This window comes from Aeromicrobium sp., assembly GCF_047606445.1.
Lineage (GTDB): Bacteria > Actinomycetota > Actinomycetes > Propionibacteriales > Nocardioidaceae > Aeromicrobium.
In genome coordinates, this window is record NZ_JASGEK010000010.1 from 108,514 (window position 1) to 133,303 (window position 24,790).

General features: G+C 65.4%; 25 protein-coding genes. 8 read left to right on the forward strand and 17 right to left on the reverse strand.

Features of this window, described 5'->3' with window-relative positions; genetic code table 11:
• Positions 1 to 130: 130 nt before the first annotated feature.
• Both QM621_RS02665 and QM621_RS02670 read right to left on the reverse strand, forming a co-directional pair.
• Positions 131 to 850, reverse strand: a complete 720-nt coding sequence (locus QM621_RS02665) for a rhomboid family intramembrane serine protease (RefSeq protein ID WP_414988805.1) — start codon at positions 848 to 850, stop codon at positions 131 to 133.
• 122 nt (positions 851 to 972) lie between these two features.
• Entirely contained in the window at positions 973 to 1,500 is a 528-nt protein-coding gene (locus QM621_RS02670) for a peptidylprolyl isomerase (protein ID WP_414988806.1), read from the reverse strand.
• A 246-nt stretch (positions 1,501 to 1,746) separates the two neighbouring features.
• Between QM621_RS02670 and QM621_RS02675 the strand changes: the two genes are divergently transcribed.
• A complete protein-coding gene (locus tag QM621_RS02675) occupies positions 1,747 to 2,532 on the forward strand; it encodes an enoyl-CoA hydratase/isomerase family protein (protein ID WP_414988807.1) in 786 nt (261 codons plus the stop codon).
• 89 nt (positions 2,533 to 2,621) lie between these two features.
• On the opposite strand, the gene QM621_RS02680 is transcribed toward QM621_RS02675, so the two are convergent.
• The 5 genes from QM621_RS02680 to QM621_RS02700 form a co-directional block, all read right to left on the reverse strand.
• Complete coding sequence (locus QM621_RS02680) at positions 2,622 to 2,969, reverse strand: DUF3817 domain-containing protein (RefSeq protein ID WP_414988808.1); 348 nt, start codon at positions 2,967 to 2,969, stop codon at positions 2,622 to 2,624.
• Positions 2,966 to 3,736: an SURF1 family protein gene (locus QM621_RS02685; protein WP_414988809.1), complete on the reverse strand. Its 771-nt coding sequence runs from the start codon at positions 3,734 to 3,736 to the stop codon at positions 2,966 to 2,968. Before QM621_RS02685 ends, QM621_RS02680 begins: the two co-directional genes overlap by 4 nt.
• A 14-nt stretch (positions 3,737 to 3,750) precedes the next feature.
• Entirely contained in the window at positions 3,751 to 5,019 is a 1,269-nt protein-coding gene (glyA, locus tag QM621_RS02690; RefSeq protein ID WP_414988810.1) for a serine hydroxymethyltransferase, read from the reverse strand.
• Positions 5,020 to 5,154: 135 nt separating this feature from the next.
• Positions 5,155 to 5,883 carry a type 1 glutamine amidotransferase gene (locus tag QM621_RS02695; protein ID WP_414988811.1) on the reverse strand — a complete coding sequence of 243 codons (729 nt, stop codon included), beginning with the start codon at positions 5,881 to 5,883 and terminating at the stop codon, positions 5,155 to 5,157.
• Positions 5,880 to 7,181: a MurT ligase domain-containing protein gene (locus tag QM621_RS02700; RefSeq protein WP_414988812.1), complete on the reverse strand. Its 1,302-nt coding sequence runs from the start codon at positions 7,179 to 7,181 to the stop codon at positions 5,880 to 5,882. Before QM621_RS02700 ends, QM621_RS02695 begins: the two co-directional genes overlap by 4 nt.
• Before the next feature lie 371 nt (positions 7,182 to 7,552).
• Between QM621_RS02700 and QM621_RS02705 the strand changes: the two genes are divergently transcribed.
• A complete protein-coding gene (locus QM621_RS02705) occupies positions 7,553 to 8,593 on the forward strand; it encodes a septum formation family protein (protein ID WP_414988813.1) in 1,041 nt (346 codons plus the stop codon).
• Positions 8,594 to 8,658: 65 nt separating this feature from the next.
• On the opposite strand, the gene QM621_RS02710 is transcribed toward QM621_RS02705, so the two are convergent.
• Positions 8,659 to 10,422 (reverse strand): hypothetical protein, encoded by a 1,764-nt coding sequence (locus QM621_RS02710; protein ID WP_414988814.1) that lies wholly within the window; start codon positions 10,420 to 10,422, stop codon positions 8,659 to 8,661.
• A 122-nt stretch (positions 10,423 to 10,544) separates the two neighbouring features.
• On the reverse strand, positions 10,545 to 12,503 hold the full coding sequence (locus QM621_RS02715; RefSeq protein WP_414988815.1) for a glycosyltransferase: 1,959 nt from the start codon (positions 12,501 to 12,503) through the stop codon (positions 10,545 to 10,547).
• A gap of 889 nt (positions 12,504 to 13,392) precedes the next feature.
• Here QM621_RS02715 and QM621_RS02720 point away from each other — a divergent pair.
• The 3 genes from QM621_RS02720 to QM621_RS02730 all read left to right on the forward strand — a co-directional run bounded on the left by QM621_RS02720 (position 13,393) and on the right by QM621_RS02730 (position 16,639).
• Entirely contained in the window at positions 13,393 to 15,618 is a 2,226-nt protein-coding gene (locus tag QM621_RS02720; RefSeq protein ID WP_414988816.1) for a hypothetical protein, read from the forward strand.
• Between the two features lie 198 nt (positions 15,619 to 15,816).
• Positions 15,817 to 16,353 carry a TetR/AcrR family transcriptional regulator gene (locus tag QM621_RS02725; RefSeq protein ID WP_414988876.1) on the forward strand — a complete coding sequence of 179 codons (537 nt, stop codon included), beginning with the start codon at positions 15,817 to 15,819 and terminating at the stop codon, positions 16,351 to 16,353.
• Between the two features lie 112 nt (positions 16,354 to 16,465).
• The gene (locus QM621_RS02730) at positions 16,466 to 16,639 is read left to right on the forward strand and encodes a hypothetical protein (RefSeq protein ID WP_414988817.1); all 174 of its coding nucleotides are present in this window, start codon (positions 16,466 to 16,468) and stop codon (positions 16,637 to 16,639) included.
• A 263-nt stretch (positions 16,640 to 16,902) separates the two neighbouring features.
• On the opposite strand, the gene QM621_RS02735 is transcribed toward QM621_RS02730, so the two are convergent.
• The 7 genes from QM621_RS02735 to QM621_RS02765 all read right to left on the reverse strand — a co-directional run bounded on the left by QM621_RS02735 (position 16,903) and on the right by QM621_RS02765 (position 22,104).
• Positions 16,903 to 17,262, reverse strand: a complete 360-nt coding sequence (locus QM621_RS02735) for a cupin domain-containing protein (RefSeq protein ID WP_414988818.1) — start codon at positions 17,260 to 17,262, stop codon at positions 16,903 to 16,905.
• Between the two features lie 9 nt (positions 17,263 to 17,271).
• A complete protein-coding gene (locus tag QM621_RS02740) occupies positions 17,272 to 17,397 on the reverse strand; it encodes a hypothetical protein (protein ID WP_414988819.1) in 126 nt (41 codons plus the stop codon).
• Between the two features lie 25 nt (positions 17,398 to 17,422).
• Positions 17,423 to 18,139 carry a hypothetical protein gene (locus QM621_RS02745; protein WP_414988820.1) on the reverse strand — a complete coding sequence of 239 codons (717 nt, stop codon included), beginning with the start codon at positions 18,137 to 18,139 and terminating at the stop codon, positions 17,423 to 17,425.
• Positions 18,136 to 18,618 carry a hypothetical protein gene (locus tag QM621_RS02750; protein WP_414988821.1) on the reverse strand — a complete coding sequence of 161 codons (483 nt, stop codon included), beginning with the start codon at positions 18,616 to 18,618 and terminating at the stop codon, positions 18,136 to 18,138. Before QM621_RS02750 ends, QM621_RS02745 begins: the two co-directional genes overlap by 4 nt.
• Positions 18,554 to 18,886, reverse strand: coding sequence for a hypothetical protein (locus QM621_RS02755; protein WP_414988822.1), 333 nt, complete (start codon positions 18,884 to 18,886; stop codon positions 18,554 to 18,556). The genes QM621_RS02750 and QM621_RS02755 overlap by 65 nt, the downstream gene beginning before the upstream one ends.
• Complete coding sequence (locus QM621_RS02760; RefSeq protein ID WP_414988823.1) at positions 18,883 to 21,600, reverse strand: GTPase; 2,718 nt, start codon at positions 21,598 to 21,600, stop codon at positions 18,883 to 18,885. Before QM621_RS02760 ends, QM621_RS02755 begins: the two co-directional genes overlap by 4 nt.
• 168 nt (positions 21,601 to 21,768) lie before the next feature.
• Positions 21,769 to 22,104 (reverse strand): MazG-like family protein, encoded by a 336-nt coding sequence (locus QM621_RS02765; protein ID WP_414988824.1) that lies wholly within the window; start codon positions 22,102 to 22,104, stop codon positions 21,769 to 21,771.
• Positions 22,105 to 22,153: 49 nt separating this feature from the next.
• Between QM621_RS02765 and QM621_RS02770 the strand changes: the two genes are divergently transcribed.
• A complete protein-coding gene (locus tag QM621_RS02770; protein ID WP_414988825.1) occupies positions 22,154 to 22,567 on the forward strand; it encodes an SRPBCC domain-containing protein in 414 nt (137 codons plus the stop codon).
• Here the strand turns inward: QM621_RS02770 and QM621_RS02775 are convergent.
• Entirely contained in the window at positions 22,559 to 22,756 is a 198-nt protein-coding gene (locus QM621_RS02775; protein ID WP_414988826.1) for a hypothetical protein, read from the reverse strand. The genes QM621_RS02770 and QM621_RS02775 overlap by 9 nt on opposite strands.
• 695 nt (positions 22,757 to 23,451) lie before the next feature.
• Between QM621_RS02775 and QM621_RS02780 the strand changes: the two genes are divergently transcribed.
• A complete protein-coding gene (locus QM621_RS02780) occupies positions 23,452 to 24,225 on the forward strand; it encodes a YfbU family protein (protein ID WP_414988827.1) in 774 nt (257 codons plus the stop codon).
• Between the two features lie 32 nt (positions 24,226 to 24,257).
• On the forward strand, positions 24,258 to 24,716 hold the full coding sequence (locus tag QM621_RS02785) for a hypothetical protein (RefSeq protein WP_414988828.1): 459 nt from the start codon (positions 24,258 to 24,260) through the stop codon (positions 24,714 to 24,716).
• The last annotated feature ends 74 nt before the right edge of the window (positions 24,717 to 24,790 follow it).

Below are 24,790 nucleotides of genomic sequence, written 5' to 3' on the forward strand. Positions count from 1 at the left end.
GCCGGGTCCTCCCGGCGCGCCCTTCGCGTTTCTCCGCCGTTCACCGAATGACAGCGGTGTGATTATGCACAGTGTGGATAACCTGTGTGGATAACTGTGGATCAGGGAGGCAGACTGGGGATAAACCCGCTCAGGCTGTGAGGGAGGCTGTGCGTAGCGCCACCACGACGACGGCGCCCGCCACCAGCATTGCCACCCCCAGCGTCTGCGCCAACGCCCCCCGGCGCGGCGCGACCAGCACGAGCACCAGGCCGAACAGCACCCCGGCGATGAAACCGCCGAGGTGGCCCTGCCAACTGATGCCCTCCCGCAGGCTGAACACGCCGTTGATGAGCAACAACACCACGAGCGTGCTGACGTTCTGTCCGGCCTTGACCAAAGTCACCAAGGCGAAGCCGAAGAGCGCGAACACCGCGCCGGAGGCCCCGACCGTCACCGTGTACGGATCGGTCAGCCAGAAGACCACGGCGCCGGAGAACAGCGCCGCCGCGAGATAGAACGCGACGAAGCGCGCCGCGCCGAGACGCTGTTCGAGGAACGGCCCGAACAGGTACAGCGCCATCATGTTGAACACCAGGTGCAGCAGGCCGTTGTGCAGGAAGGCGGAGGTGACGAGCCGCCAGTATTCGCCTCCGACCACACCGTCGACGACGCCGTGGTAGTTGACCTGGCCGCCGATGAGAGCGCCGTACGCGGTCAGCTGGTCGAAGGCCAACGGGCCGGTCAGCAGGTAGACAACGACGTTGACGCCGATCAGCGTCATCGTGGCCAGATTCTCGCGACCCGGCGCGGGGACAGCCCCCCCGGCGACCGTGCGCGGCTGTCGGACGGCCTTCGCTCCCGCCCTCACGCAGTCAGGACACTGGAAGCCGACCGACGCATCGCGCATGCAGTCGATACAGATCGGGCGCTCGCACCGCTGACACGCGATATACGTCTCGCGGTCAGGGTGGCGATAACAGACGGGCTCGCTCACGCGCGCGCGATGTCGACCTTCTCGATGACGACCGGCCGCAGAGGCCGGTCGAAGTGGTCGGTGCGGGTGGTCGCGATGGCGTCGACGACCTTGCGGCCCTCGGGATCGACGACCTCGCCGAAGATCGTGTGCTTGCGGTTCAGGTGCGGCGTGGCGCCGACCGTGATGAAGAACTGCGAGCCGTTGGTGCCCGGACCGGCGTTGGCCATCGCCAGCAGGTAGGGGCGGTCGAACTTCTTCTCCGGATGGAACTCGTCGCCGAAGGCGTAGCCCGGACCGCCGGTGCCGGTGCCGAGCGGGCAGCCGCCCTGGATCATGAAACCGGAGATGACCCGGTGGAAGCCGAGGCCGTCGTAGAACGGACGCGTGGTGACCGCGCCGGAGGTGGGGTCGACCCACTCCTTCGTGCCCTCGGCCAGGCCGACGAAGTTCTCGACCGTGGTCGGCGCATGATGCTCGAACAACTCGATCGGAATATCCCCGAGATTGGTGTGTAACGTCGCGATCAGCGATGAGGCGGCCACGAGATTCCTTTCACATGCGAATTCTTGCTTTAGTCTCCCACGCGGGACTGACACGACCGGCCACCGACGCGCGCGCGGCGCGCGCTGTCGTCGGAATCACCCGCGTTCTCACCCCCTCTACAGTGATCCTATGAAGCTGACTGGACGCCGCCTCCTGCTCGCCGCCGTCGCCGCGACCACCGCCGCCGTGGTGGTCCGGCTGGCCACCGCCGACCGCGGTGGCGTGTACGACCCGGAGGAGCAGCGATGAGCCCGACCCCGACCGTCACCGTCGAACGCCACGGGGAGGTCGCCGTCCTCACCTTCGCCGACGGCGAGGTCAACCTCTACTCGCGGGCGATGCACGAGGCTTTCGACGCCGCGCTCGACGAGCTCGACGCCGATCCGCCGCGCGCGCTGGTGATCCGCGCCGAGGGCCGCCTGGTCTCCGGCGGGGTCGACGTCGCGGAGTTCTACGCGCGCAAGAGCAAGGACGACACGAAGGCGCTCTACGACGACATGATGGCGCTGCCGGACCGCCTCGACGCGCTCGACTACCCGACGATCTTCGCCGCGCACGGCCTGACACTGACCTGGGCGCTGGAGGTCGCGCTGGCCTGCGACCTGCTGCTGGCGGCGCCCCGGGCGAAGTTCGGGCTGGTCGAGCGGGTCATCGGCCTGACCCCGACGATGGGCGGCACACAACGGTTCGCGGCGCGGGCCGGGGTCGCCCGGGCCAAGGAGTTCGTGTTCACCGGCGAGCTGTACGACGCGGCCACGCTGGAGCGCTGGAACGTCGTCAACCGGGTGCTCGACGGCGACGACTTCGACGCGGCCGTCCTGTCCTTCACCGAGCAGATCGCGGTCGGCCCGACGAAGGCCTTCGGCGCGGCCAAGCAGATCCTGCGCCACTACGAGGTCGGCGGCGTGCCCGAGGCGGTCGAGCACACCACCGCCATCGCCGCCGGGCTCTTCGACACCGAGGACCTGCAGCACGGCATGAAGTCGTTCCTCGACAACGGCCCCGGCAAGGCTGTCTTCACCGGCCGCTGACCCGGGTCACCTTCTTCCCAGATGTGCGCCAAGTTCAACCGTTTTCCTTCGCAGATTCGGTTGAACTGGGCGCAAATCTGGTGGGAACGCTAGCCCTGGGCGGCGGTGAGGACGGTGCGGGTGGCGCGGCGCTCGGCCCAGAAGCTGACGAAGGGGACGCAAGCCAGCAGGATCGTGGTCAGCGTGAAGGCCGGCGTCCAGCGGTGCTTCGTCGCGAGCATGGCGATGAGCACCAGCAGGATCATGAACAGCAGGCCGTGCACCTGGTCGATGACCATGAAGGTGTTCTGCACGTCCTCACGGTTCCACCACGAGGTGTCGTCGGTCAGCAGCTTGCCGAGGAAACCGGCCATCACGACCAAGAGATTGAGGCCCACGATGGTGGCCATGACCTGATAGGGCCGCAGCGGCCCGAGTTCTGACGTCGTCTCGCTCACGGCGTCAGGCTATCGGCCGGAACCAGACGTTCGGCCGCCCGTTGGTCAGCCACCATGTCGCGACCCCAGCGCCACCACATGAACAGCGCGAAGAGGCCGAAAGCCCACCACTGCGTCGCATAGGCGAGATTGCGCATGCCGACCATGAAGGAGACGTCCGGCTCGGGCACCTCCGCGAGTTCCAATCCCGAGGCGACCTCGGCGGTCGTGCTGATGCCGTAGCCGGGGAACAGCGCGTAGGGCAGCTCGTTGACCAGGGCCGGGACGCGCACTGCGGGAACGACCCGCTCGTCGGCGGGCGGAGCCACCTCGGCCGCCGGCTCACCCGGCTCCAACACCATCCGCACCGTCTGCTCGCCGGGTGGCGGCGCGGGCAGGTCACCGGCCTCGGTCGAGAACCCCCGGACCACGAGGATCGCCTCGTCCGGGGCGGTCGCCAACGGCGTCAGCAGCCAGTAGCCGTCGACGCCGTCCTGCGTCCGTCCCGACACCCAGCGCTGCTCGTCCGTCGCGCCGAACTCGCCCGTGACGGTCACCGGCCGGTGGTTCATCACGTCGCGGAACGGCTCGCCCGTCGTCCAGACCTCCTCGATCGGGACCGTCGGCACCTCCTGCCGATCCGCCCGCTCATGCTCCTGGCGCTGGTCGTAGACGCCCAGCTGCCAGGAGCCGCCGACGGCGCAGAAGGTCGCCGCGACGAGCGCCACGAGGTGCAGCCCCCACATGCGGGGGCGCAGCCACGCTCGCAGTGTCTCGCCGGCGCCCACCTGTCAGGCCGTGATCAGGCCGACGGCGGCAGGTCGGGGTAGAGCGGGAAGCGCTCGGCCAGCACGGCGGTGCGCCGGCGCAGCGACTCCAGGTCGGCGCCCGGCTTGAGCGCCTCGGCGATGACGTCGGCGACCTCGGCGAACTCCTCGGCGCCGAAGCCGCGCGTGGCGAGCGCCGGGGTGCCGACGCGCAGGCCGGAGGTGACCTTCGGCGGGCGCGGGTCGTTCGGGACCGCGTTGCGGTTGACCGTGATGCCGACCTCGTGCAGCCGGTCCTCGGCCTGCTGGCCGTCGAACTCGGAGTTCCGCAGGTCGACGAGCACCAGGTGGACGTCGGTGCCGCCGGACAGCACCGCGACGCCCGCCTCGGCGACGTCGGACTGGGTCAGCCGGTCGGCGATGAGCTTGGCGCCCTCGAGGGTGCGCTGCTGGCGGTCGGCGAAACCGTCCTCCAACGCCATCTTGAAGGCGACGGCCTTCGCGGCGATGACGTGCTCCAGCGGGCCGCCCTGCTGCCCGGGGAAGACCGCCGACTGCAGCTTCTTCGGCACGTCGGGGTCGTTGCTGAGGATCGCGCCGCCGCGCGGGCCGCCGAGGGTCTTGTGCGTGGTGGTCGAGACGACGTGCGCGTGCGGCAGCGGGCTCGGGTGCAGGCCGGCGGCGACGAGACCGGCGAAGTGCGCCATGTCGACCCACAGGTAGGCGCCCACCTCGTCGGCGATCTCACGGAAGGCGGCGAAGTCGAGCTGGCGGGGGTAGGCCGACCAGCCGGCGATGATGACCTTCGGCTGGTGCTCGCGGGCGAGCTCGCGGACCTCGTCCATGTCGACGATTCCGGCGTCGTCGACGTGGTACGGGACGACGTGGTAGAGGCGGCCGGAGAAGTTGATCTTCATGCCGTGCGTCAGGTGGCCGCCGTTGGCGAGGTCGAGGCCGAGGATCGTGTCGCCGGCGCGCGCGATGGCGTGCAGGACCGCGGCGTTGGCGCTGGCGCCGGAGTGCGGCTGGACGTTGGCGTAGTCGGCGTCGAAGAGCTGCTTGAGCCGGTCGATGGCGATCTGCTCGACCTGGTCGACGACCTCGCAGCCGCCGTAGTACCGCGCGCCCGGGTAGCCCTCGGCGTACTTGTTCGTCAGGACGCTGCCGTTGGCCTGCAGCGAGGCGACGGGGGCGAAGTTCTCCGACGCGATCATCTCCAACGTGGTCTGCTGGCGGGCGAGCTCGGCGTCGATCAGCGCGGCGATCTCGGGATCGGCCACGGACAGGGGCGCGTTGTGGTCCATGCGCGCAAGCCTACCGGCGCTCCCCCGCCCTCCGTCCTCCGCTCGGTCCCTGCCAGATTTGCGCCAAGTTCAACCGAAACGTCAATGGGAAACGGTTGAACTTGGCGCAAATCTGGGAAGAAGGTGACCCCAGGGTCAGCGGGGGCGGGCGGCGGCGACGGTGCGGGCGCGGTGCTCGACGGTGTCGTCGAGGTCGCCGGGGGTGAAGGAGCCGTGACGACGGACCACGGCCCGCTCGATGAGGAAGTCGGCGACGAGCGGATTCTTCGGCAGCAGCGAGCCGTGCAGGTAGCTGCCGACGACGTTGCGGTGGCGCACGCCCTCGGTGCCGTCCTCGCCGTTGTTGCCCGCCCCGGCCAGGACCCGGCCGAACGGCGTGGCGCCCGCGCCGAGATAGGTCTTCCCGCTGTGGTTCTCGTAACCGATGACCTGCCCGAACTCGGACGATTCCGTGACGATATTGCCGATCAGCCGCTCCTGGCCGCCGATCGTCTCGATGTCGAGCAGGCCGATCCCCTCGATCATCTCGCCCTCCAGAGTCCGGAAGAAGCGACCGAACAATTGGTACAGCCCACAGATCGCGAGCATCGGCACGTCGTCCTCGGCCCACTCGCGCAGCCGGGGGCCGATGGCGCGCAGGTCAGTCTGGATGACGCCCTGGCCGGAGTCCTGCCCCCCGCCGCCGACGACGAGGTCGACGTCCTCGGGGAAGGCCTCGCCGGGGTCGTAGCCGACGACGACCGGCGTGTAGCCGTGCCACTCCAGGCGGCGGCTCAGCGTGAGGACGTTGCCCCAGTCGCCGTAGATGTTCATATCGCGCGGGTACAGCTGCAGGATCGTGACCGCGCCCTTGCTCTCGCTCATGCCACCTCCTCCACGTCGGTGATCCGGGCGAGCTCTTTGCGCAAGGCGAGCATCGCGGTGTAGGTGGTGAAGATCCGTTTCGGCGCGTCAGCGTGCTCGCGCAGGAAGGCGCGCAGCGCGTCGGCGAGGTCGGGCTCGACGGCCGCCACCGGGACGTCGTCGTACTTCAACCGCAGCGCCATGTCCCAGGCGCGCGTGCCGGTGACCTGCGCGACCCCCGTCTCCCGCAGCGCCTCGAAGGAGACGTCCCACAGCCAGCTCATATCGCGACCGTCGGCGTACTGGTCGTTGATCGCGATCATCGTCGCGTGGCCCTCGGAGGGGAAGGACGCCAGGCTCAGCCGGAAGCCCGCCGGATTCTTGACGAGCACCAACTCCACCGGCTGCCCGTCGACCTCCACCTGCTCGCCGCGGCCGAAGGCGGGCGTGACCTGCGACAGCGCGGTCAACAGCGCGGGCCCGTCGAGCCGGTCGCCGGCGACCTGGCGCACCAGCGCGAGCGCGGCGGCGGCGTTGAAGACGTTGTGGACGCCGCGCAGCGCGAGGTCGACCTCGACCAGGCGGCCCTCAATGACGAAGCTCCCCCGGTCGCCCTCGACTCCGGCCAGCTCGACGTCGGCCGCGCGCGTCGGCTCGGCGGCCGGCGACGGACCGCTGTGCAGGTCGTTGTCGCTGGGGAAGATGTGCGCGAGCGACGGGTCGAAGCCGAACCAGGCGACGTCCCGCCCGGCCACATGGTCGGCCAGCGCGGCGACCCGAGGGTCCTCGCGGTTGAGCACGACGCCGTCGGTGGTGGCCTCGGCGATGGCCTGGAGCATGCGCGCGGTCGTGTCGATCTCGCCGAAGCGGTCGAGCTGGTCGCGCATGACGTTGAGCAGCAGGCTGTGGCGCGGCCGGACGAGTTTGACGAAGTGGACCGCGTGGGCCTCGTCGAGCTCCAGCACCGCGATGTCGGCGTCGAGACGGCCTTTGAAGTCGACCTCGGCGACGAGCGCCGCCGCCACGCCGCGCACGAAGTTGCTGCCGGTGCGGTTGGTGAACACCTTCAAGCCCTGGCTCTGGAGGAGTTCGGTGACCATCTTGGTGGTGGTGGTCTTGCCGTTCGTGCCGCTGACGACGACCACGCCGCGTGGCAGCTGGGCGAGCACCGACGGGACGAAGCCGGGGTCGCGGCGCTCGATGACCAGGCCGGGCAGCGCTGAGCCACCGCCGCGCAGCCGGGCGAGCGCGCGCACGAGCTTGCCCACCACGATGGTCGAACGCCTCACCGCGGGCCGTCGTTCAGGCAACGTCGTCACCCTGCGAGCCTACGGGACCAGGCGCGTGAATGACACCTGTGTAGTTATCCCCAGGTCTGTGCACAACCTGGGGATAAACCTGGGCGCCTGATGTGGAACGACCAGACGACTGATCGTATGGCCGTCGTCGTTCATTCACAGGCTCCTCCCCCACCCTCGTCTGCCTGCTCGTGAGACGGCATCGGGTGACAGGTGTCCGCCGACCCTGGAATACCAGCCGTCATCACGAAATGTCCGAGGCCTCCGCTAACCTGGCGCGGGCTTCTCGCAGGCCCGTCGACCACGAATGACCGTCGCGTAATCACACCGATGTAGTTTTCCCCAGACGTGTCCACAGACTGTGGGTAACGCTGTGTCCACAGGAGGCCGCCATGCCCACTGGCTCACCCGCCCACCGTCGTGGCCGTGCGATGCTCGTCACAATGCTGCTCGTCGTCGGCCTCCTGGCGAGTTGCTCCAGCGACGACAGCCCTCCGCCACCGGCCGACCCCCTCACGCTGGCTCCCGGCTCCTGCCTCTCCGACACGACGGCGAACCACGCCGGAACCGTCGACGCCGACCTCGAATCGCTCGTTCCCTGCACTGAGCCACACCTGTTCCTGGTCTACGAGGTCGCCGACCTCGACCTGGCCGAGCTCGGACTCGGCGACCTCGACGCCGAGCAGATCGCCGAGACCCGAGCGACACTTCAAGACGTCACCTCGGAACTGGGCCAAGCTCTGACGACGCTGGCCACCGCCACCTGCCGCTCCTCGCTGAGCGCCGCCGTCGGTTTCGACGGAGCCGCCCTCGACGCGCTCGCCGTCCCCGTGGGCTCCTTCGCCCACGACGTCACCTTGACCAGCGAGGAGGACTGGACGGACGGGAAGCCGGGATTCGTCTGCTCGCTGTCGTGGCGGACCGGCGAGGACTTCACCGAGCGCACCGAGGTCACGCTGCCGGAAGGGGTGACCCTCGCCGATTGGTTCAGCGACGATTTCCCCACGGAGACACGCCGTTGCGAGGCGACGCCCGACGGCGCGCCCACCCCGTGCGACGACCCTCACTGGCGGCAGACCGCAGTGTCGGTCAACGCGAACGCCGTACTCGCCGCCGAGACGGTACAGTCGCTCCGCGATTCTCTGTCGTACCAAGGGGTCTGGTCGCCCGAGGCCGCCGCCGCGGTCGACCAGGTGTGCGCGAGCTTCCTGCCGATCGCGCTCGGAGACGACAACGACGCGTTGGCCGCCCGCGGCGACCTCGGCTCCCAAGGCTGGGCCGACCTCGGCGGCACGACCTCCGTCCTGCCCGGATTCGACGAGTTGGTCTGCGGCGTCACCGCGACCGACTCGGCCGGTCTCAACCTCGTCGGCGACGTCTTCGGCTCCGGCTCCGCGGCCCCGACCACCGAACCCGTCAGCCCCGGCATGTGAGCGGGGCCACGGTCTTCAACCGTCCAATAGACTCGTCGTCTACACTCTCACACCGGAAGAGCCCCTTAATCGACAACTCTCCAAAGCATTATCTGGCCCGCTTTCTCCTGTGAGCCTAGAACAACCTCACCGGGAGCGAGTCGGTAGCTATCCGATGCCAGCAATGTGAGATTATCTTTATATTTATCCCCCAAATTCACGGAACATGCGGAATCTGTGAGGACAAATACTACATTGGCTTGATCCATCGAATTTAAATCGAGGCTCCCGTCAGCTCTGGCGGAGATGACGTTGTCAATCTCGTCCTTCTGTGAAGGCCAGGCCATTCCTAGGTGGTAGTACGCGAAGGGAGAACCCGATGTGACCTTGGCAGTGCGATTATCGATGCAACCATCCGTGACAATCAAGCCATCCGATGAATCCATCGTCCCCTTTCTGGCCATTTCTGAGATGGCACTCTCCCTCTCAGTGAAGGGATTCCATGAGGCCTGCATTTCAGAATCCCTCATCGAGTTGATCCAATCAGGAAGTGATGCACCCCAGAACAACGCCGTCACCGCGACGGCCATTACAATGGAACTTTTGAGTCGAATACAGGCACGAGGAGATGTGAGATAATCTGATGCGCCCTTAAGAATTCTGAGAAGACTAAATAATAGGGCGATCCCGCCGACTAGAAATCCTTCAATCCAGAATCGATAGGGCTCCGCGTTTGCACCCCAGAGATCGTTGACCGCCAGGAAGGGGAGGACGAGTAGAGCTGTCAGTGTGATAGTGGTAGCTAATTTGTCTCTCGTCCTCAAAGAAAGAAGGAAGATGACAAAAAGTGGAATGGCAATCGCTGAAGCGCTCACTGCGGATTCCCATGCAAAGATTCCAAGATGATTATTTGACGCGACTCGATAGGTGAGGAACGGGTCTCTTGAAAAAATTCCGCTCAGCGTGAACACGACTTGGGGAGCAGCAGTAGCCACTGCGGCAAAACCTGCTACCGCAACAAGCCACTTGGTACGGAATACTGCGTAAATAATACCTGGGAAAGCGGGGAGAAGACCGCAGAACAAAGTCGGTAGCTGGCCGAAACGGTCGGCCAAATGCGGTCCAAATAAGAACACTCCGATAACTAAAAATGCACCGCCCAAGATCACCTGGCGCCTGCATTCCTTCACGTAGACTGCGACAGCCAACGCCGTCCCATACACCAGGCAGTAGGTGAACATGAGGAAGGAGTATGTTTGAAAACTCGACAGAACTCCGATAGAAGCAGACGATGCGATGGTGACAATGGCACGCGTACGCTTGGAGCAATCGCATGACCAGACCCAGATAACGGATGAAAGAGCAACAATTCCGATGCAAATCCCAGCCGTCTCCGCATTATTAGAGAACAGTACGCCGTACGGACCCCAGAGAACGGCATGCGACTGAAGGCTCGTGTACCACGATGTCGAATCGTGCACGTAAGAAAATGTGCCGGTGAAAAAAGGAAGGGGGGCAAAGAATGCCGCCCACCAACGACCCAGGATCGACGCCGCTACCATTCCGATAGCAGCAACCGCCACAACCTGCAAGGTAAAAGAAGTTAGATTCCAGGCTACTACAGTGGGAAGACCCGTTAAATTTGCAATGATCCCGACCAGAGAATAGTAAAGCCGAGGATAGTAACTGACACCAGTCATTGAAACCGGTTCAGTGGATTCAAAATTACCATTTGCGACATTAGCTGAAATGGCTAAAAATCCCAACTGGTCGTACCAGAAGTTTGTTCTTAGTCCGGTCAGTGGGTTATGTCCCCGACTAATCTGACCGGATTGCTGGACGATAACCATCAAGATTCCAGCGAGAATAGCGGCCGCGATGGTCTTCGCTGAGAAATGTCTTCGGGAATTTCGCGCAAACCAAGTGCGCGGCTTCGCTCCCACTCTACGACACCGCCCCGTCTTCACAGATATCAGTACCGACGATCACCGATGGTGTTCGTCTCAAAAACCTCAGCCCAAGAATCGAACGAGGTGATTTCGGCGAGCGACTCACGATAACGCTTCGACAAGTCACCCCACTCCTTCCGCAGACGCCAGTACAGCAAGGAACTCTCACGCATCAGGGTGCGGGCCTTCTCGGGGTCGCGCTTGTACCACGAGACCGCCGTTCCCTCGGCGTTCGACACCAGAGCCGAGTCGAACTGCGAGACGAGCCACCACTTGTTGTCCTGGTGAGGCAGATGCGTCTGCGGACGACGCTCCCGCTCGTCCTCCACCTTGGTCATCGACTGGCGAAGAAAGTTCTTCATCGTCCAAGGCGCAAGCAACGCCTTCGGTGGCTGCTTGAAGCCGCCGCCACGGCGCGGAGGCTTGCTAACTCCCGCCGGGGGGAAGTCGTCGACGCTGATCTCCATACGGGAGTCCGAATAATGCGCAAGCTCCCCCCGAACGTCCTGCAGCTTGGTCGCCAGGAGGCCCTTCAAAGCCTCCGGGCCCGCCATCACATCCCGAAGAGCCATGTTCCTCAGGACCACGGTCCCATACTGCAACGACAGCAGGTGGCGCACGGTATGCGTCATCCATTCCCACGAGACTCGGCCGCCGTCCTCGTAAGGACTGTGCAGCAAGGCCGCGATCACACGATTTCGAGCATGGAAGTACGCCTGCCAGCCGACAGTGTCGTCCTTGTCGACCCACGAGACATGCCAGACTCCCGTTCCCGGCATCGTCACGGTGGGGAATCCGTGCGCCTTGGCCCGAACTCCGAACTCGGCATCGTCCCATTTGATGAAGACCGGCAGGGACAAACCCACCTCGCGGATCACCGCAGTGGGGATCAAACACATCCACCATGCGTTGTAGTCGACGTCGAAACGACGATGGAGCCATGGCGTCTGACGAAGATTCGAAGCCGCGAGGTTGTGAGCGCTCTCCATGCTCTCGTGGGCGTTCACCCAGAAGAACCGCCACGGGTTCACCACTTCGCCCAATGTGTGCAGCGTCGAACGATTATAGATATCGAACATCAAGCCGCCGACAATCAAAGGAGTCTTAGCGAACTGCGCCATAGCTAACATGCGAGGCAGACTCTCGGTCTCCATCTCGACATCGTCGTCCATCAGCAGGACATAGTCGAAATCGCCCTGCACCGCTTCGTACATTCCGCGGGCGAAACCCCCCGATCCGCCGATATTGGTCTGATCGATAATGCGAAGCCGTCCGCCAAGCGCTGCGGCCGCATCACTGAAACCATTCGCTTCAGCGACTTTCTTGCGCCCTTGATCGACAAGGAGGATCTCATCGATGGCCCCCAAAACCTCGCTCGCCTCGCCAAGTCGTCGAAGATTGGCTAAGCAGTAGTCCGGCTTGTCCATCGTGGTCATCTGGATCATGACCCGAGGCCGCTCCCGGGGGGGCGCCTCGGTCAGCCATTCAGCAGACTCCAGGACGAGATCGCCGTCACCGCCCAGCAGGTCGAACCACAGCCATCCGCCATCACCGAAGGAGGACAGGTCCGCATCAATCAAGACCTCGCTCTCCCCGTTGACCCGATGCAATTCGAGCATCTGCAACGTCCCACGAGCGTTCGACTTCATCAGGATGATAGAGCCGTCGCCACGTGTCCGCACCCGCAAAGTGACACGCTCAACGGTAGTCCAACGGTTCCAGTAACTCGCCGGGAAGGCGTTGAACAACGACGCGTAGGAGACTCGCGTTCCCGCTCTGACCACCATCGAGTGCCGAGAGAGGAAGTCTCCGAGATTGACATCGCCACCCGACTGGACAACGGACACCGCGACGTCCTTGGCCTGTCCTTTCGAACTGGGCTTGAGCGTCACTGCGGCGCCTGTGTCGACGTAGAGAGCCACGGCGTCAAGAGCCGACTGCTGTGGGAACACCGTCCTCTGGATCACCGTGGCCTGCGCCATAGGATTAGCGGGCGACATCTGCACCTTCCTTCCATCGTCCAGCGACTGGTAGTCACCAACGAGGGCTCATTGTCGCATGCGCGCCTGTGATCTTATGCAGCGATGCCAAGTTCGAGGCGTACTCAGCCCGCCATTCGGTGATGGGGGATCCATACAACCGCTCCTGACGCCTTGGTGTCATACCGTCGAAGCCACATCCCTGAAAAGGGTGGGGATGACGGGTTGGAGATCGAAGACCGGCAAGACTCCGTCGATGATCGGCGGGTTCCGAGGGATTGGGAAGGAGACCTCGTCATCGGAGTCAGGTCGCGACCCTCCAGGAACGGACCACCAGGTTCGTGGTGATCAAGCGCACCCTGGTCGGAAGAAAGCCGACCGTCTCGCCGACGTCCTCATCGACGAGGTCGACGAGCCACCGGCGTCGATGCGGAGGTCGTTGACGTCGGACCAGGGAGCCAAGATGGCCCCCCATGCCGGTCTACCGTTTGCCACGAACATGCCGGTCTACTCGCGCACCCCCACTCACCCTGGGAACGCGGCAGCTCAGTAAACGAACCCTACACAGAAACCACGGCCCATTTTTGCGATATGGGCCCATGGGCCCATGCCACACCGCGCTCGACAGCACAAGAAATTCAGCGCTTCCCTCAACCATCGACCTTATCGTCGGACTATATTTCTGGGCCACCGCCTGAATATTCTTCACGTCTCAAGGACTCTGTCGGATGGGCCCTCCCCGATTCGACCCCGACAGAAGCTGATCGTCGAGACCAGCAGTTCTCCCTGCGTCGAGACCCGCCCCTGCCTCATAGCCCCAGGATTTCGAACCCGCCGACCACAGCCGGACACACACGCCGAAAACACCCAGCCACCCAGTACTCTAGTCACCGTGTCCGAAAGAACCAGAACCAACGAACGAGTTAATTCCGCTGCTCCGTCCCTTCGCTTTACCCTCAGCTGGTGGGCATTCTCCGCACTTGCCGTCTTACTTATCGCAGCAACGAGGGTGGCAAGAACCCCCAAGTACTTCTTCTGGGACGATACTCAGACGGGATCCTTCGGACAGTGGTACGATGTCGGTCGCCGCGTCATCTCAGGCGAATGGACCATTCTCGATCCCGGTTCTTGGCAAGGGGGAAATTTCCTCGCCGAACAGCAGTGGGGTTTATGGAGCCCTTTGACATGGATCGTCGGCGCAGGGAGTCATCTCAGCGATAATCCTGCGATCTACGCGACGTTCGTCAAAATTGGATTCCTTCTCCTTCTCCACTCATCCACCTTCGGGCTCGCCCGATCCTATGGCGTATCCGCACCCTGGTCTGCCTTTGCTGGCGTAAGTTCCGTCACCGCAGGGCAGACCCTCTACATGGATGCACCCTCCTGGGTCACAGGACTCCAAGGTGTCTCTATCTTCGTTCTCACATGGTGGATGCTTCGTCGACACGTCGAGGAAGGAAAGAACCCCCTATTCTATTTCCTGTCAGCTTTCCTCCTTATCACCCTTGGTTACATCTTTGCCGTCATAACTCTCGTCTTCCTCTTCGCAGCGCTCATCCTTGAAGCTCTCATTGTTCATCGTGATAAGTTTCGAATATTCAGAATCTTTCTCCTAGGAGCTTACAGCGGACTGTTGACAATTTTTGTCTACCTTCCCGGTATTTTGACCTCTTCAGTCACGGTCCGTTCCGGAAAAGGCATCCAGAACGACCAGTTCCTCAACCTCGACCTCGGGGATCTCGCCACTTCTCCCGCCGTCACAGGACTGACCTCAGTCACTGGATACTGGGGGACCATAGCACCGGCTCCCATTCAATATCTCGGATGGTTTATTCCACTCTTTGTCATACTGGCGCCACAATTCCGTCATCACTGGCGCACTTTACTAGTCATCATCGCAATTTGTGCTATGACTTTAATCATGATCCTCGGCCCGAGCATTGTCGGTCCGCTCCGATTCCCCGCGCGCATGCTGCCGTACGTTTCGGTCTACCTTGCTTTGGCATTCGCTATTCTCGCCACCAAATCCTGGCCTCGGTCACCAACGCGTGCGCAACTTGCATGGCCTCTCGCTCTGACTTCGCTCAGCCTGTGGCTTTCATGGTCAGCCCAACCGGACAACATGCGTTGGCTCGCCATCGGAGGATTTCTTCAGCTTTTGTCGATCATCCTCGTTCTTAATATCGGACCTCGGATGACCGTTCGCCATGCTGCTTCCTGGAGCGCGGGGACAGCAATTCTAGCAACGATCGTCCTGCTCGCCGTACAGACTCAATTGGCACGTACTTCTCCCCTTCCAGACTTCCAGATTCCGACCTCCACCGATCAAATTCGCTCTGTTCAAAATAACATTGACTCTGGAGTTTTCACTGTTGGGGATATCTACGCCATGAAGAACGATCCGAGCGGATGGGAAGAAACTCTCATCGCAAACGTCTGGCACGTGACCGACCTTGACGCGGCCGGGGTTTACACGGTGCTTCCTCACCGAGGACTTTCTCAGCGCCTGTGCGCCGATGCTCGCGGAGCAACCTGCCCTGAGGCTTATAGCCGTCTTTTCAAAGAGCGGAAAGACGGCTCCAAACTAGTCGACGACATGCACATCAACACCGTCATTGTGGTGCGTGATGGAACCACTTCAGAAGGCGATCCAATCACCGCGCCGGAACTGCATGAAGGATGGGAGATGCAGACAGGCGAACACACATGGACCGTCCGCCGCCTCAACCCATTACCCCCTGCAGGTGGCATCACTCGCACCGACGGAGTGTCAGTCTCTGACGTAAAGGTCAGCAACACCGAAGTCTCTTTTACCGTCGACTCAGTTGACCAGGAATCCAATGGCTCTATCGTATTCAGCCGCATCGACTGGCCTGGGTACCGAGTCACCGGGGCCAACCATGTCGATCCTACCGACGATTACCTGCTAACCGTTCACGTCGGCAGTAAGCAGGTCGGCGAACGAGTCACCATCTCTTTCCGACCCCCCGGGTGGAGATTGGAACTTCTCAGCGGAATTCTCGCCCTCGTCACTGCGGGCGTATGGAGCACCTCGCATGCCATCCGAAACCGTCAAGGAGACTTATTCATGAGGTCGTCCAGAAAATCGGCCCAATGATCGCGGTGATGGTTTACGGAAGGCGTTTTGAGGCATCGCTGAGTGGTGTGGGACATGCGCCAACTTGACGGCCGTAAAACACCTCAAGGATTGAACCGCCGCGCGCGAGGCCTTGCACTGGACTGAACAAGCGTTTCATGTGCTGAACATGCGTTCAGCCGAATCCCCGAAGCGAGCACGGCGTCAGCGCGAGCACGGATCCGCGACACCGCGACCCTGTGCTTCGCCCGCCACGGCTTCGGAACTTCAGTCCGCACGATCGCCAGCGACGCCGGAGTGAGCCCCGCCCTCGTCATCCACCGCTTCGGCTCCAAACAAGCCCTGCGCGACGAGTGCGACGGGGAGATCCTGGCGCGGATCCGGACGTCCAAACGGCAGACGCTCGCCGCGGTCACCTCCGGCCAGAGCATCCTGCACCGCCTCGCGGAGGTCGACGAGGCGGCGCGCGCCCGCTATCTCACCTTGTCGGCGCTCGGAGCGCTCCTCCTGGAGATTCAGCGCGACCCGGCGGGCTCGCCGCCGCCTCGTCCCTCCCGGCGTCGCGGGCCTCGTCACGGAACCGGACGGGGCCGCCACCCGCCTGGCCTTCCACGTCGCTCGAAGAACTCTTCATGCGGCACTACGGCGAGGCCCGCTGATGGGTGGTGGCCGCTTCTGCTCAGGATCGCGGCGATCGGCGTCCTCTGGCGGTCAGCGCCCTGCTCGTCTCCCGGCGCGACCTCGACAGCTCGCTGATCCCCGACCGGCCCGGACCGGCCGACGCCGGGGCAGGCCTCGGCTCTCGCCTCGGCCTGGCCTGGCGACAGAGCGCGGAGCCCTCTTCTGGTGGTTCGCCGGAGCTTTCGTGATGTTCGGAGCCGTCGGCACCTATCTCGGCGGCGGCATCGAGGAGACGCTGGAGTCGATGGCGCAGAGCAACGCCGCCGTGCTGGGGCTGTTCGGCGACAATCCGACCACCGGCTTCCTCGCGGCCATGATCTCGTCCACCGCCTCGCCGCCGCCGGTTACGCCGTCGCGATGACGTTCCGCGCACGGACCGAGGAACGCGTCGGCCGACTCGGCATCACCCTCGCCCGCCCGGTCTCCCGGCGTCGCTGGCTGGCCGTCGCGGTCGTGGTGGCTCTCGCCACCTTCTGTCACGCGTGGTCGCCGTGCGCCTCGGGACTGGTCTGGGGGAGCTTCGGGTACATCACCATGACCACCATGCTCGGGCCCGTGCTGCGACTCCCCGACGGAGCACTGCCGCTGTCGCCGTTCTGGTGCGTCGGCCAGGGACCGGTCCGATCAGAGCGACGAGGGGCTGGGCGGCACCTTCTCCATCGCCACCGTCAACAGCACGGCGGCGTCCTCCAGCGCGGTGAGGTCGTGGCGCGCGTGCGGGATGACGAGGTGGTCACCGACGCCGCCCTCCCACTGCTCGTCGCCGGCGGTCAGCCGCACCCGGCCGCGCAGCACCTGCAAGGTGGCCTCGCCGGGGTTCTCGTGCTCGCCGAGCGCCTGGCCGCCGACCATCGCGATGAGCGTCTGGCGCAGGGCGAGGTCGCGGCCGCCGTAGACCGTGACCGACGACCGGCCGGAGGACTGCCCCCGAGCCGATTCCAGCTGAATATCGGCCAGCGTCGTCAACGAAGCTCCTTCGGTCATGCGTCGACTCTAACCATCGGAGCCGACGGGCGCGGCAGCGACGGACAGGCTGTTGCCGTCGAGGTCGACGACGACGTGCCGGACACCGTCGTCATAGGTCCCGACCAGCTCGTGCGCGACGCCCTCGCTGCTCATCTGCGTCATCCTCGCGGCCTCGAGGTCATGTCAGCGTCCAACGCCAGCGCCGTCGCCTCCGCCTGAAGCGCGTGGAGGCGGCCGAGGGCGGTGTCACGCGTGGCGGTGAGGGCGCGACCCTCCTCGGTGAGCGGGGCGAGGGACTGCTCGACCCGGTCGATCCAGGCGTCGAGGTGGTCGAGGCCGCCGGCGAAGAGCAGCGCGCGGACCTCGGCTCCCTCCTCCTCGCCGCGCAGCCGCAGATCCTTGCGATGTTTGGCGATCCGCATCCGGCGCGCCTGACCTTTCGCCGCCCCGACAGGTCGGCGAGCGGGCCGACCACCTCCAGCGCCCACTGGCTTTCCTCGCCCGGCTCGGCGCCACTGCGGGCGAGGTCGCCGAGCTTGCGGCTCACCCAGATCGCACCGGTCTGCGCGGCGCTTCTGCCCAATCGTTCCAGCGACGACTCCCCCAGCTCGCCGCCGGACGCCAGGTCCGCCAGGTCGACGGCGGCCACCCACGCCGCAGGCGGTGGAACCTCCGACCCGTGCTCCTCGACCAGTTCGGCGTGAGCGGCCGACAGCGCCGCCGAGAACTTCGCGTCGAACGTCGTCAACACCTCGGCCCGCTCCTTCTCACCCTTGCTCCACACCCGTTCGGGGACCGAACCGTCCTTGTCGGAGACCTGCTGGGCGAAGCGCTCGAACACCGACCGCAACGCGGCCTCGACCGCCTCGCTCTGCTGGTTCAGCGTCGTCGTCACACGGCGTCGTCGAGCACTCGGACGAGCTCGTGGGCCTGCGCCATCGGTCGGAAAGCCTCGACCCCGGCGTCCACGATCTTCTGTAGCTCGACGGTGAAGGCGTCGAAACCGCTCCGCGCGAGCAGCCACTCCCGCTGTTCCGCGTCGAGGTCGGGATCGTTCACCGCCTCGATGTGGTCGAGGGCGTCGGTGGCGACGACGGGCACTCGATCGGCGAAGGGTCCGAGCCGTAGGCGCACCTCGTCGAGGATGAGCGCGGGGTCGCTGTTCTCGGCGTTGATCTTGTTGACGACGACGAGGCTGCGGCCGACGAAGCTGTCGGCGTCGAGCGCCGCACGGATCGCGGCGGTCTCAGCCTCCCCGGGCAACTCGCTCGTCGTGACGATGACCAGCGCGGCGGCCGACCGCAGGCCCTCACGCGCTCGTGCCGTGTGCGCGTCCTCCCCCGACAGCGTGCCCGGCAGGTCGAGCAGCGTCACGCCGTTCCAGTCGTAGGCAGTCGGCTCGGAGGTGGCGGGCGCGGCGTCGACCAACTCGTCGACCAGGTGTTGCGGAAACCCGCAGAGCGCGGCGATCAGGGTTGGTCTTGCCCGCGCTGTACGGGCCGGAGAAGGCGATCCGCAGCGGGTTGTCGTCGGCGCGGGGCAGCCGATCGGCCACCTCGGCGGTGCGCGGGTGCTCGCGCAGCGCGGCGTCGGCGCGGGCGCTCAGCCCGAGCACCCGGTCGGCGAGACGGCCGTCGTTCATCGGCTCGCTCCTGTCAGGCTCGCGGGCGCTTCGAGGGCGCACAGACGTTGGTCAAGGACGTCGTCGATGGCGCTGAACGCCGCGACGACATCGGGGATCAGGGCGTTCAACCGGTCATAACGGTCACGGATCCGAACGATATCGGCCTTCTGACCGTCGAAGTGCGCCTCCGCGTGCGCGGTGGCGGTGTCGACGATCTCGGTCAGCCGCGCTCCGATTCGGGCGAACAGGACGTTCAACACCGTCTCGGCCTGCGCCGCCGTCATCGTCGTCCAGGCGCGGCCCGCCTCATTCGCCCGGTCGACCTCCTCACTGACCGCCTTGACCACGCCGGTCACCGCTTGCACCGCGATCAGGATCTTGACCTTCGTCGTCACCGCCCGCATCAACGAGCCGGCCGTCCCCCGCGCGGCGACCTTCGCCCAGCGCCGGGTCGAGGTGCGCGGGCGACGCACGGCTGCCAGTGGCTCGTCGACCAGGTCATGGCCGCCGACCGACGGCAGCACCCGCTCGTGCTCACGCGCGGCCTGGTCGATCCGGTCGTACAACTCCACGGCGATCTGCTCCAGCGCGAGCCCGTCGAGGAACTGGCTCCATCGACGCGCGTGGTCGCCGCGACCGAGACGGTCTAGTTCGGTGGCCAGCCGCTCAGCGGTGAGGTGGCGGGTCGCGTCGAGCCGGTCGTGGGCGTCGCGGCCCGCGCGTTCGACCGCTCGGCCGAACGCCTCACGCTGGCGAGGCGCCTCCTCCTTCAGGTTGCGCAATCGTCGGTCGATCGGGGGAAGGTCGGACAGCAACCGCTCGTGCGTCACGACCACCGGCCCGCGCACATGGTCGGCCAGACGCAGCGCCCGCAGCGGGATCGAGCGCTCGGCGAGCAGCCGTCGCAGCGAAGCCTCCAGTTCGGGGAGCCGACTCGCCACGAAGGCCTGGTCGCCGAGGTCGCGGTCGGCCAGCGACAAGGCCTCGTGCGCGGCGGCTGCGTGCACCGGCAGCACGGTCGGCGCGCCAGCCCCCACGCTCGCCGCGACCTGTTCGATCCGGCGGGCGTGCTCGGGCACGGCGGCGAACAGGCGGTCGGGGCGACGCACGAAAGCGCGCAGGCTCTGCTCATCGTCGACGCGCCGTTTCACATTGACCACGGCCAGCATCGGCTTGCCCGCTCGCAGGATGCGGCAGAACTCGGCCGCCTCTTCCTCGCGCAGCGTGTCGGCGTAGTTCCAGAGGACGGCGTCGGCGCCCTCCCAGGCCTCGCGGGCGCGGGCGGCGTCGAAGTCGTCGTCCTTGGCCGCGAGCCCGGGGGTGTCGAGGTACACCACTGAGCCGAGTTCGAACGCCGAGGTCTCGCGGGTGGTGCGGTGGGCTCCCCGGCCGATGCCGTCGCGGTCGGCCTCGCGCAGGAGTGCCTTGCGCAGTGTCGTCTTGCCCGACTTCGTGCAGCCGACGATGGCGACGCGCAGCGGGCCGCTCGGCGCGGGCAGCGACCGTACGGCGTCGTGGAGGTCGCGTTCGATCGCGCCCAACGCGCCGATGACGCCGACGAGACGTTCGCTCTCGACCGCGTAGGCGGAGTAGTCGAGTGGCGGCAGGCGGAGGGCGGCGGTGGCGCGCAGTCGCGTCTGGATGTCGCGATAGGCGGCGCGGCTGGGGTCGACGCCGAAAGGCGGGAGGGACGCGGCCACGAGCGTGTCGAGTCGTTCGCGCAGCGCGGGGTCGTCGGGCAGCGCGTCCATCGCGGCGGCGACCCGGTCGAGGGCGTCGAGGTGGTCGCGCCACCAGGTGTGCAAGGCCGGCGCCTCGGCGGCGGCCGCGTCGTCGAACGCGGCGAGCCCGGCGGCGAGACGTCCGTTGACTCCTGGCTTCAGCGTGACGACCTCTCCAGGAAGGCCCTCGACCAGCACCGCGCGGACGCCGGGATCGGCGAGCAGGTCGACAGCGTCGACGGAGAGGGCGCCCGTGTCACGGGCGTGGATCGCCCACCGCAACGCGGCGCAGCGGTCCTCGCGCACTCGCAGTCGTACGTCCTGCGGCCCGAGCCAGCGCCACCACGAGGGTTGGACGAGCACGACCGACTCATAGGCCTCCCGCGCGACCACGACGTCGAGCACGAGGTCGAGGCGGTCGGCGAGTTCTCGGTTCGACAGTCGGTCGGCGCCGGGTCGGCTGTGGTCGAGGACGCGGTCGCGCAGGCGGGCGGCCTGACGGCTCGCCCGCCGTCGCAGAGTCGCGGCGGCGGACTCCACCTCCAGGTCGAGGACGGAGCGCGTGAACTCGATCGGCCATCGGGCCTCCGCGCGGCGGCACTCCGCGAGGACGATGGCGAGGGAGCGCTCCGCCGAGGCCACCTCGGCGAGTGAGGCCCGCAGCACCTCGACCGTGACGCCTTCGAAGGAGCGCAGATGTTCGCTCAGACCACGCTGGGCCGCGAGCGCCCTGAGGTCGTCGACCTGGTCGAGCGGGAGGCGCCCGCCCCGGTCGGTGACACGGGCGACAAGCTCACGGTCCTGTTCACGGCGACGCGTGAACGCCTCGACGACCCGCAGGGTGCTGCCGGAGGTCGGACGGTCGGGAACGCCGTGGTCGCGCGCCACCTCGGCGAGCCGGTGGATCAGCTCCTCGACCGCGGCCGCCCCCACGACCGAGTCGACGCCGAGCGGCTCCATCAGCAGCCCCAACGTCTCCGCGACCAGCCCCGCCCCGAGCCGCTCCGTCATGAGAGCAACATACTCGCGCGGCGCGACCCATGTCCGACATTGACGACGACCTATGAGACTTCACGTCGTGATCTCTTCACAAATGTATGACTATCGACGTCAAAAGATTTACGCAGCGTGGGATCATTCCTCAGGGATGGACGAATCGACTCACTTCGCCCGCCTGGATCACGACCGTAAGCCCGCGCGGTCGAGTGTCCGACGCAGCTTCTCGTCGAGGAGTTCGAGGCATCGTCCGTCGTGGTCGCGCAGGTGCTCCAGGGCGGCTAGGGCCGTGATCGCGACGTCGAGCAACTCGCCCTCGACGTCGGCGAGCGTATGGGTGACGCCTTTGCGCGGGTTCTGACCGGTGGCCCCGATGTAAGCGGCCACCACCTCACCCGCCTCCTCGGTGATCTTCGCCAACCGCGCCCACGTCGCCGCCTCCACGTCGCGCTCGATGTTGGCCGCGTCGATCCACGCGCTCAACACGGCGACACCCTGAGAAGTCTCGTCTCTGCTCATCCACCCATTGTCGTTGACCGAAAACCCCCGAGGCGTTATCACTGGTCACATGGCAGGAACCACCGGGAAGACCAAAGACGCGGGCTGGCAGATGGGAGTGCGGCGCACCCTCCCCATCGCCGCCGAGGACGCCTGGGAGTTCCTGGTGGGCGAGGGACTGCCGCTATGGCTGGGACACACCTCGCTCGGCGACAGGGCTGGCGAGCCGTACGTCACCGAGGAGGGCGTGTCAGGCGAGCTCCGTAGCCGGACCGACGGCCGGAGAGTACGGCTCACCTGGCGGCCGTCGGACTGGTCGCACGACACGACCCTCCAACTCACCGTCCTGCCCGCCGCGACGGGAGCCACCATCGCCGTCCACCAGGAACGTCTCGCCGACGCCGATGAGCGCGAACGCATGCTCACCCACTGGACAGCCGTCCTCGAGACCCTCGGCGCGGCGCTCAGCGACGCGTCAGACTGAGACACCACTGGCTTGATAACGCAGGAGCATCGCCCCTGAACCGAACTCCTGACGATCGACCAACTCGAGCTGGACGCGTTCACGCAGACCTGCGAGCAGGGTCGGGCCATGTCCGGCGAGGACCGACTGCACTAAGAACTCGTACTGGTCGATCAACCCCAGGTCCACCAGCGCCGAGGGCAGGGTCACCCCCACCGACCCACAGACCTTCGCCGGGTTGTTCTTTGAGCCGCCGCACCGTTTCTCCCAGGTCGCCGCGCACCAGCTCAGCGTTCCAATCGACGTCGCTGAGCGTGCTCGACACGACATGCTTGTCCGCCTGGTCGATCGCCTCGGTGAAGAGGACCTCCCCGTCACTCATCCAGTCGGGCCAGTCTCCGGAGGTCGGACGCCGCCACGCCGACTCCATCATCTGGTAGGTGACCCGCCGAGGATCAATGTGTCAGCCCACGCCTGAGACGCTTCACTGAAGGTCCCACACCGTTCGGAACCGGGTGGACTCCATCGACCACTACAGGAACAGGCGACAACGGATCGAGAGGCTCGTTTCCGCGTGGCATCAAGGTACCGACGGCCTGGCCGAGCCTGACGACCCACTGCTCAAGGCCGCCGCAAGGCCAAGGAGACGCGCTCGAACACCACTGACGAACGACGAAGTGGACGGTATGCGAACAGCCCGCGCCGCGGGCGTCAGCGTGCTCGCGAAGCAGTTCGGCATCCACCGTGGCACAGTGCGGACGAAGACGCGAGCGCTGCAGTGAGACAACACCCGACTGCTCCGTGTCCACGGTCGTGCTCCGAGCATGCGAGACACGATTCGAAGCAGACGTACTCATGTATGACTGTGTTACTATCACTGTCATACACTAATACGTGAGGTTTCGATGGCAGTCTTGAACATCCGAGTAGACGACCGGGTCCGCGACCAGTTGAAGGAGTTGGCTGAAGATCAGGGCGTCTCGCTGAGTGAGTATGTCCGTGACCTGCTGATGGAGGCGGTCGTCCCTGTCTACGAACAAGAGGTGAACCATGGCGGCGAGCCGCCGGTGGATAGCATGCGCATCGCCGACCGACAGATCCTCTCTCTGTTGCACCGGATCCTGGCGCGAGTGCTGCCCGAGGACGCAAATGACGTCGACGGCGACCTCAAGTATCAGTTGATGCGAGCAACGATCCTTGAGGAGGGCTACACCGGCGAGTATTGGTACGAGACCGCTGGGTTTAGCACCGAGCTTTCGAAGCGGGACTGTGGTCGAGTCAAGGACATTCTTGACATGTTCCGCATCTGCACCTACAGCATCGATCACCTCCGCAAGGAAGGCATTGAGCTTGATGATCAACTGGTTTACGAGCTCGAGTTCATGGGGTTCGACCACAACGACGCGCTTGAGGGCCACATGGCTAGTTACGTCAAGTTCCTTATGCGCGACGGCGAGCGCTGGACCGAGCTGCAGCCCCAGATCGCCCGCAACGACGGCGGGAACTCTCACTCGCTGATGCTCGACACCTACCTGCGCATGCTCACGGAGTACCGACGGATCATGGATAGCCGCAAGCGGGGCTCCAGTCGCCTCGACTACTTGTTGGGTGAAGGTGAACTCGTACGGATCTCCGAGGCGCGCGTCCACCCGGCAAACCGCCGCGCGGCCCAGGACTGAGCATGCCTAGATCCCGCGCCGCGCTCCCCGACGTGGACTATCTCGCCCGTATTGGCGAGATCGCCTACTCGGTTTCGTACCTTGAGTGGACGATCCTCGGTGACCTGCATCGCCTCGCAGACCAGTTGCCGGACGGCCTCGCCTTGAGTCGTCTGGAGCCGATGATGACCTCGCAGATCGCCTCGGCAGTGAAGAACGCATCGAAGGAGGTTGCCGAAGGCCCGGTGAAGGACTACCTGGTCGCCGTGTATCGCGGGCTGTTCGTCGCGGCCGACCTCCGCAGCGACGTCCTCCATGCTCGCCCGGCCACCCACTCTAACCAGGGCCAGCGCCTGAACCGCGCCGAAGTGCGAGACCGGCGGACCACGGGTAAGCGCTTCTGGATCGACGACGAGTGGTTCGACTCGGCGATCAGCGAGCTGAACGAGCAGTTATTGGCGGTGTCGCGGACGAGGCCGCCGTTCACAGCCGCCGAGGAGGTCCGTGGCTGATTTCGGTGGACTATCAGACGCATGATCGTGCTACTGATTGCACGACCATACTGACGATATCGTCAACGAGCCCG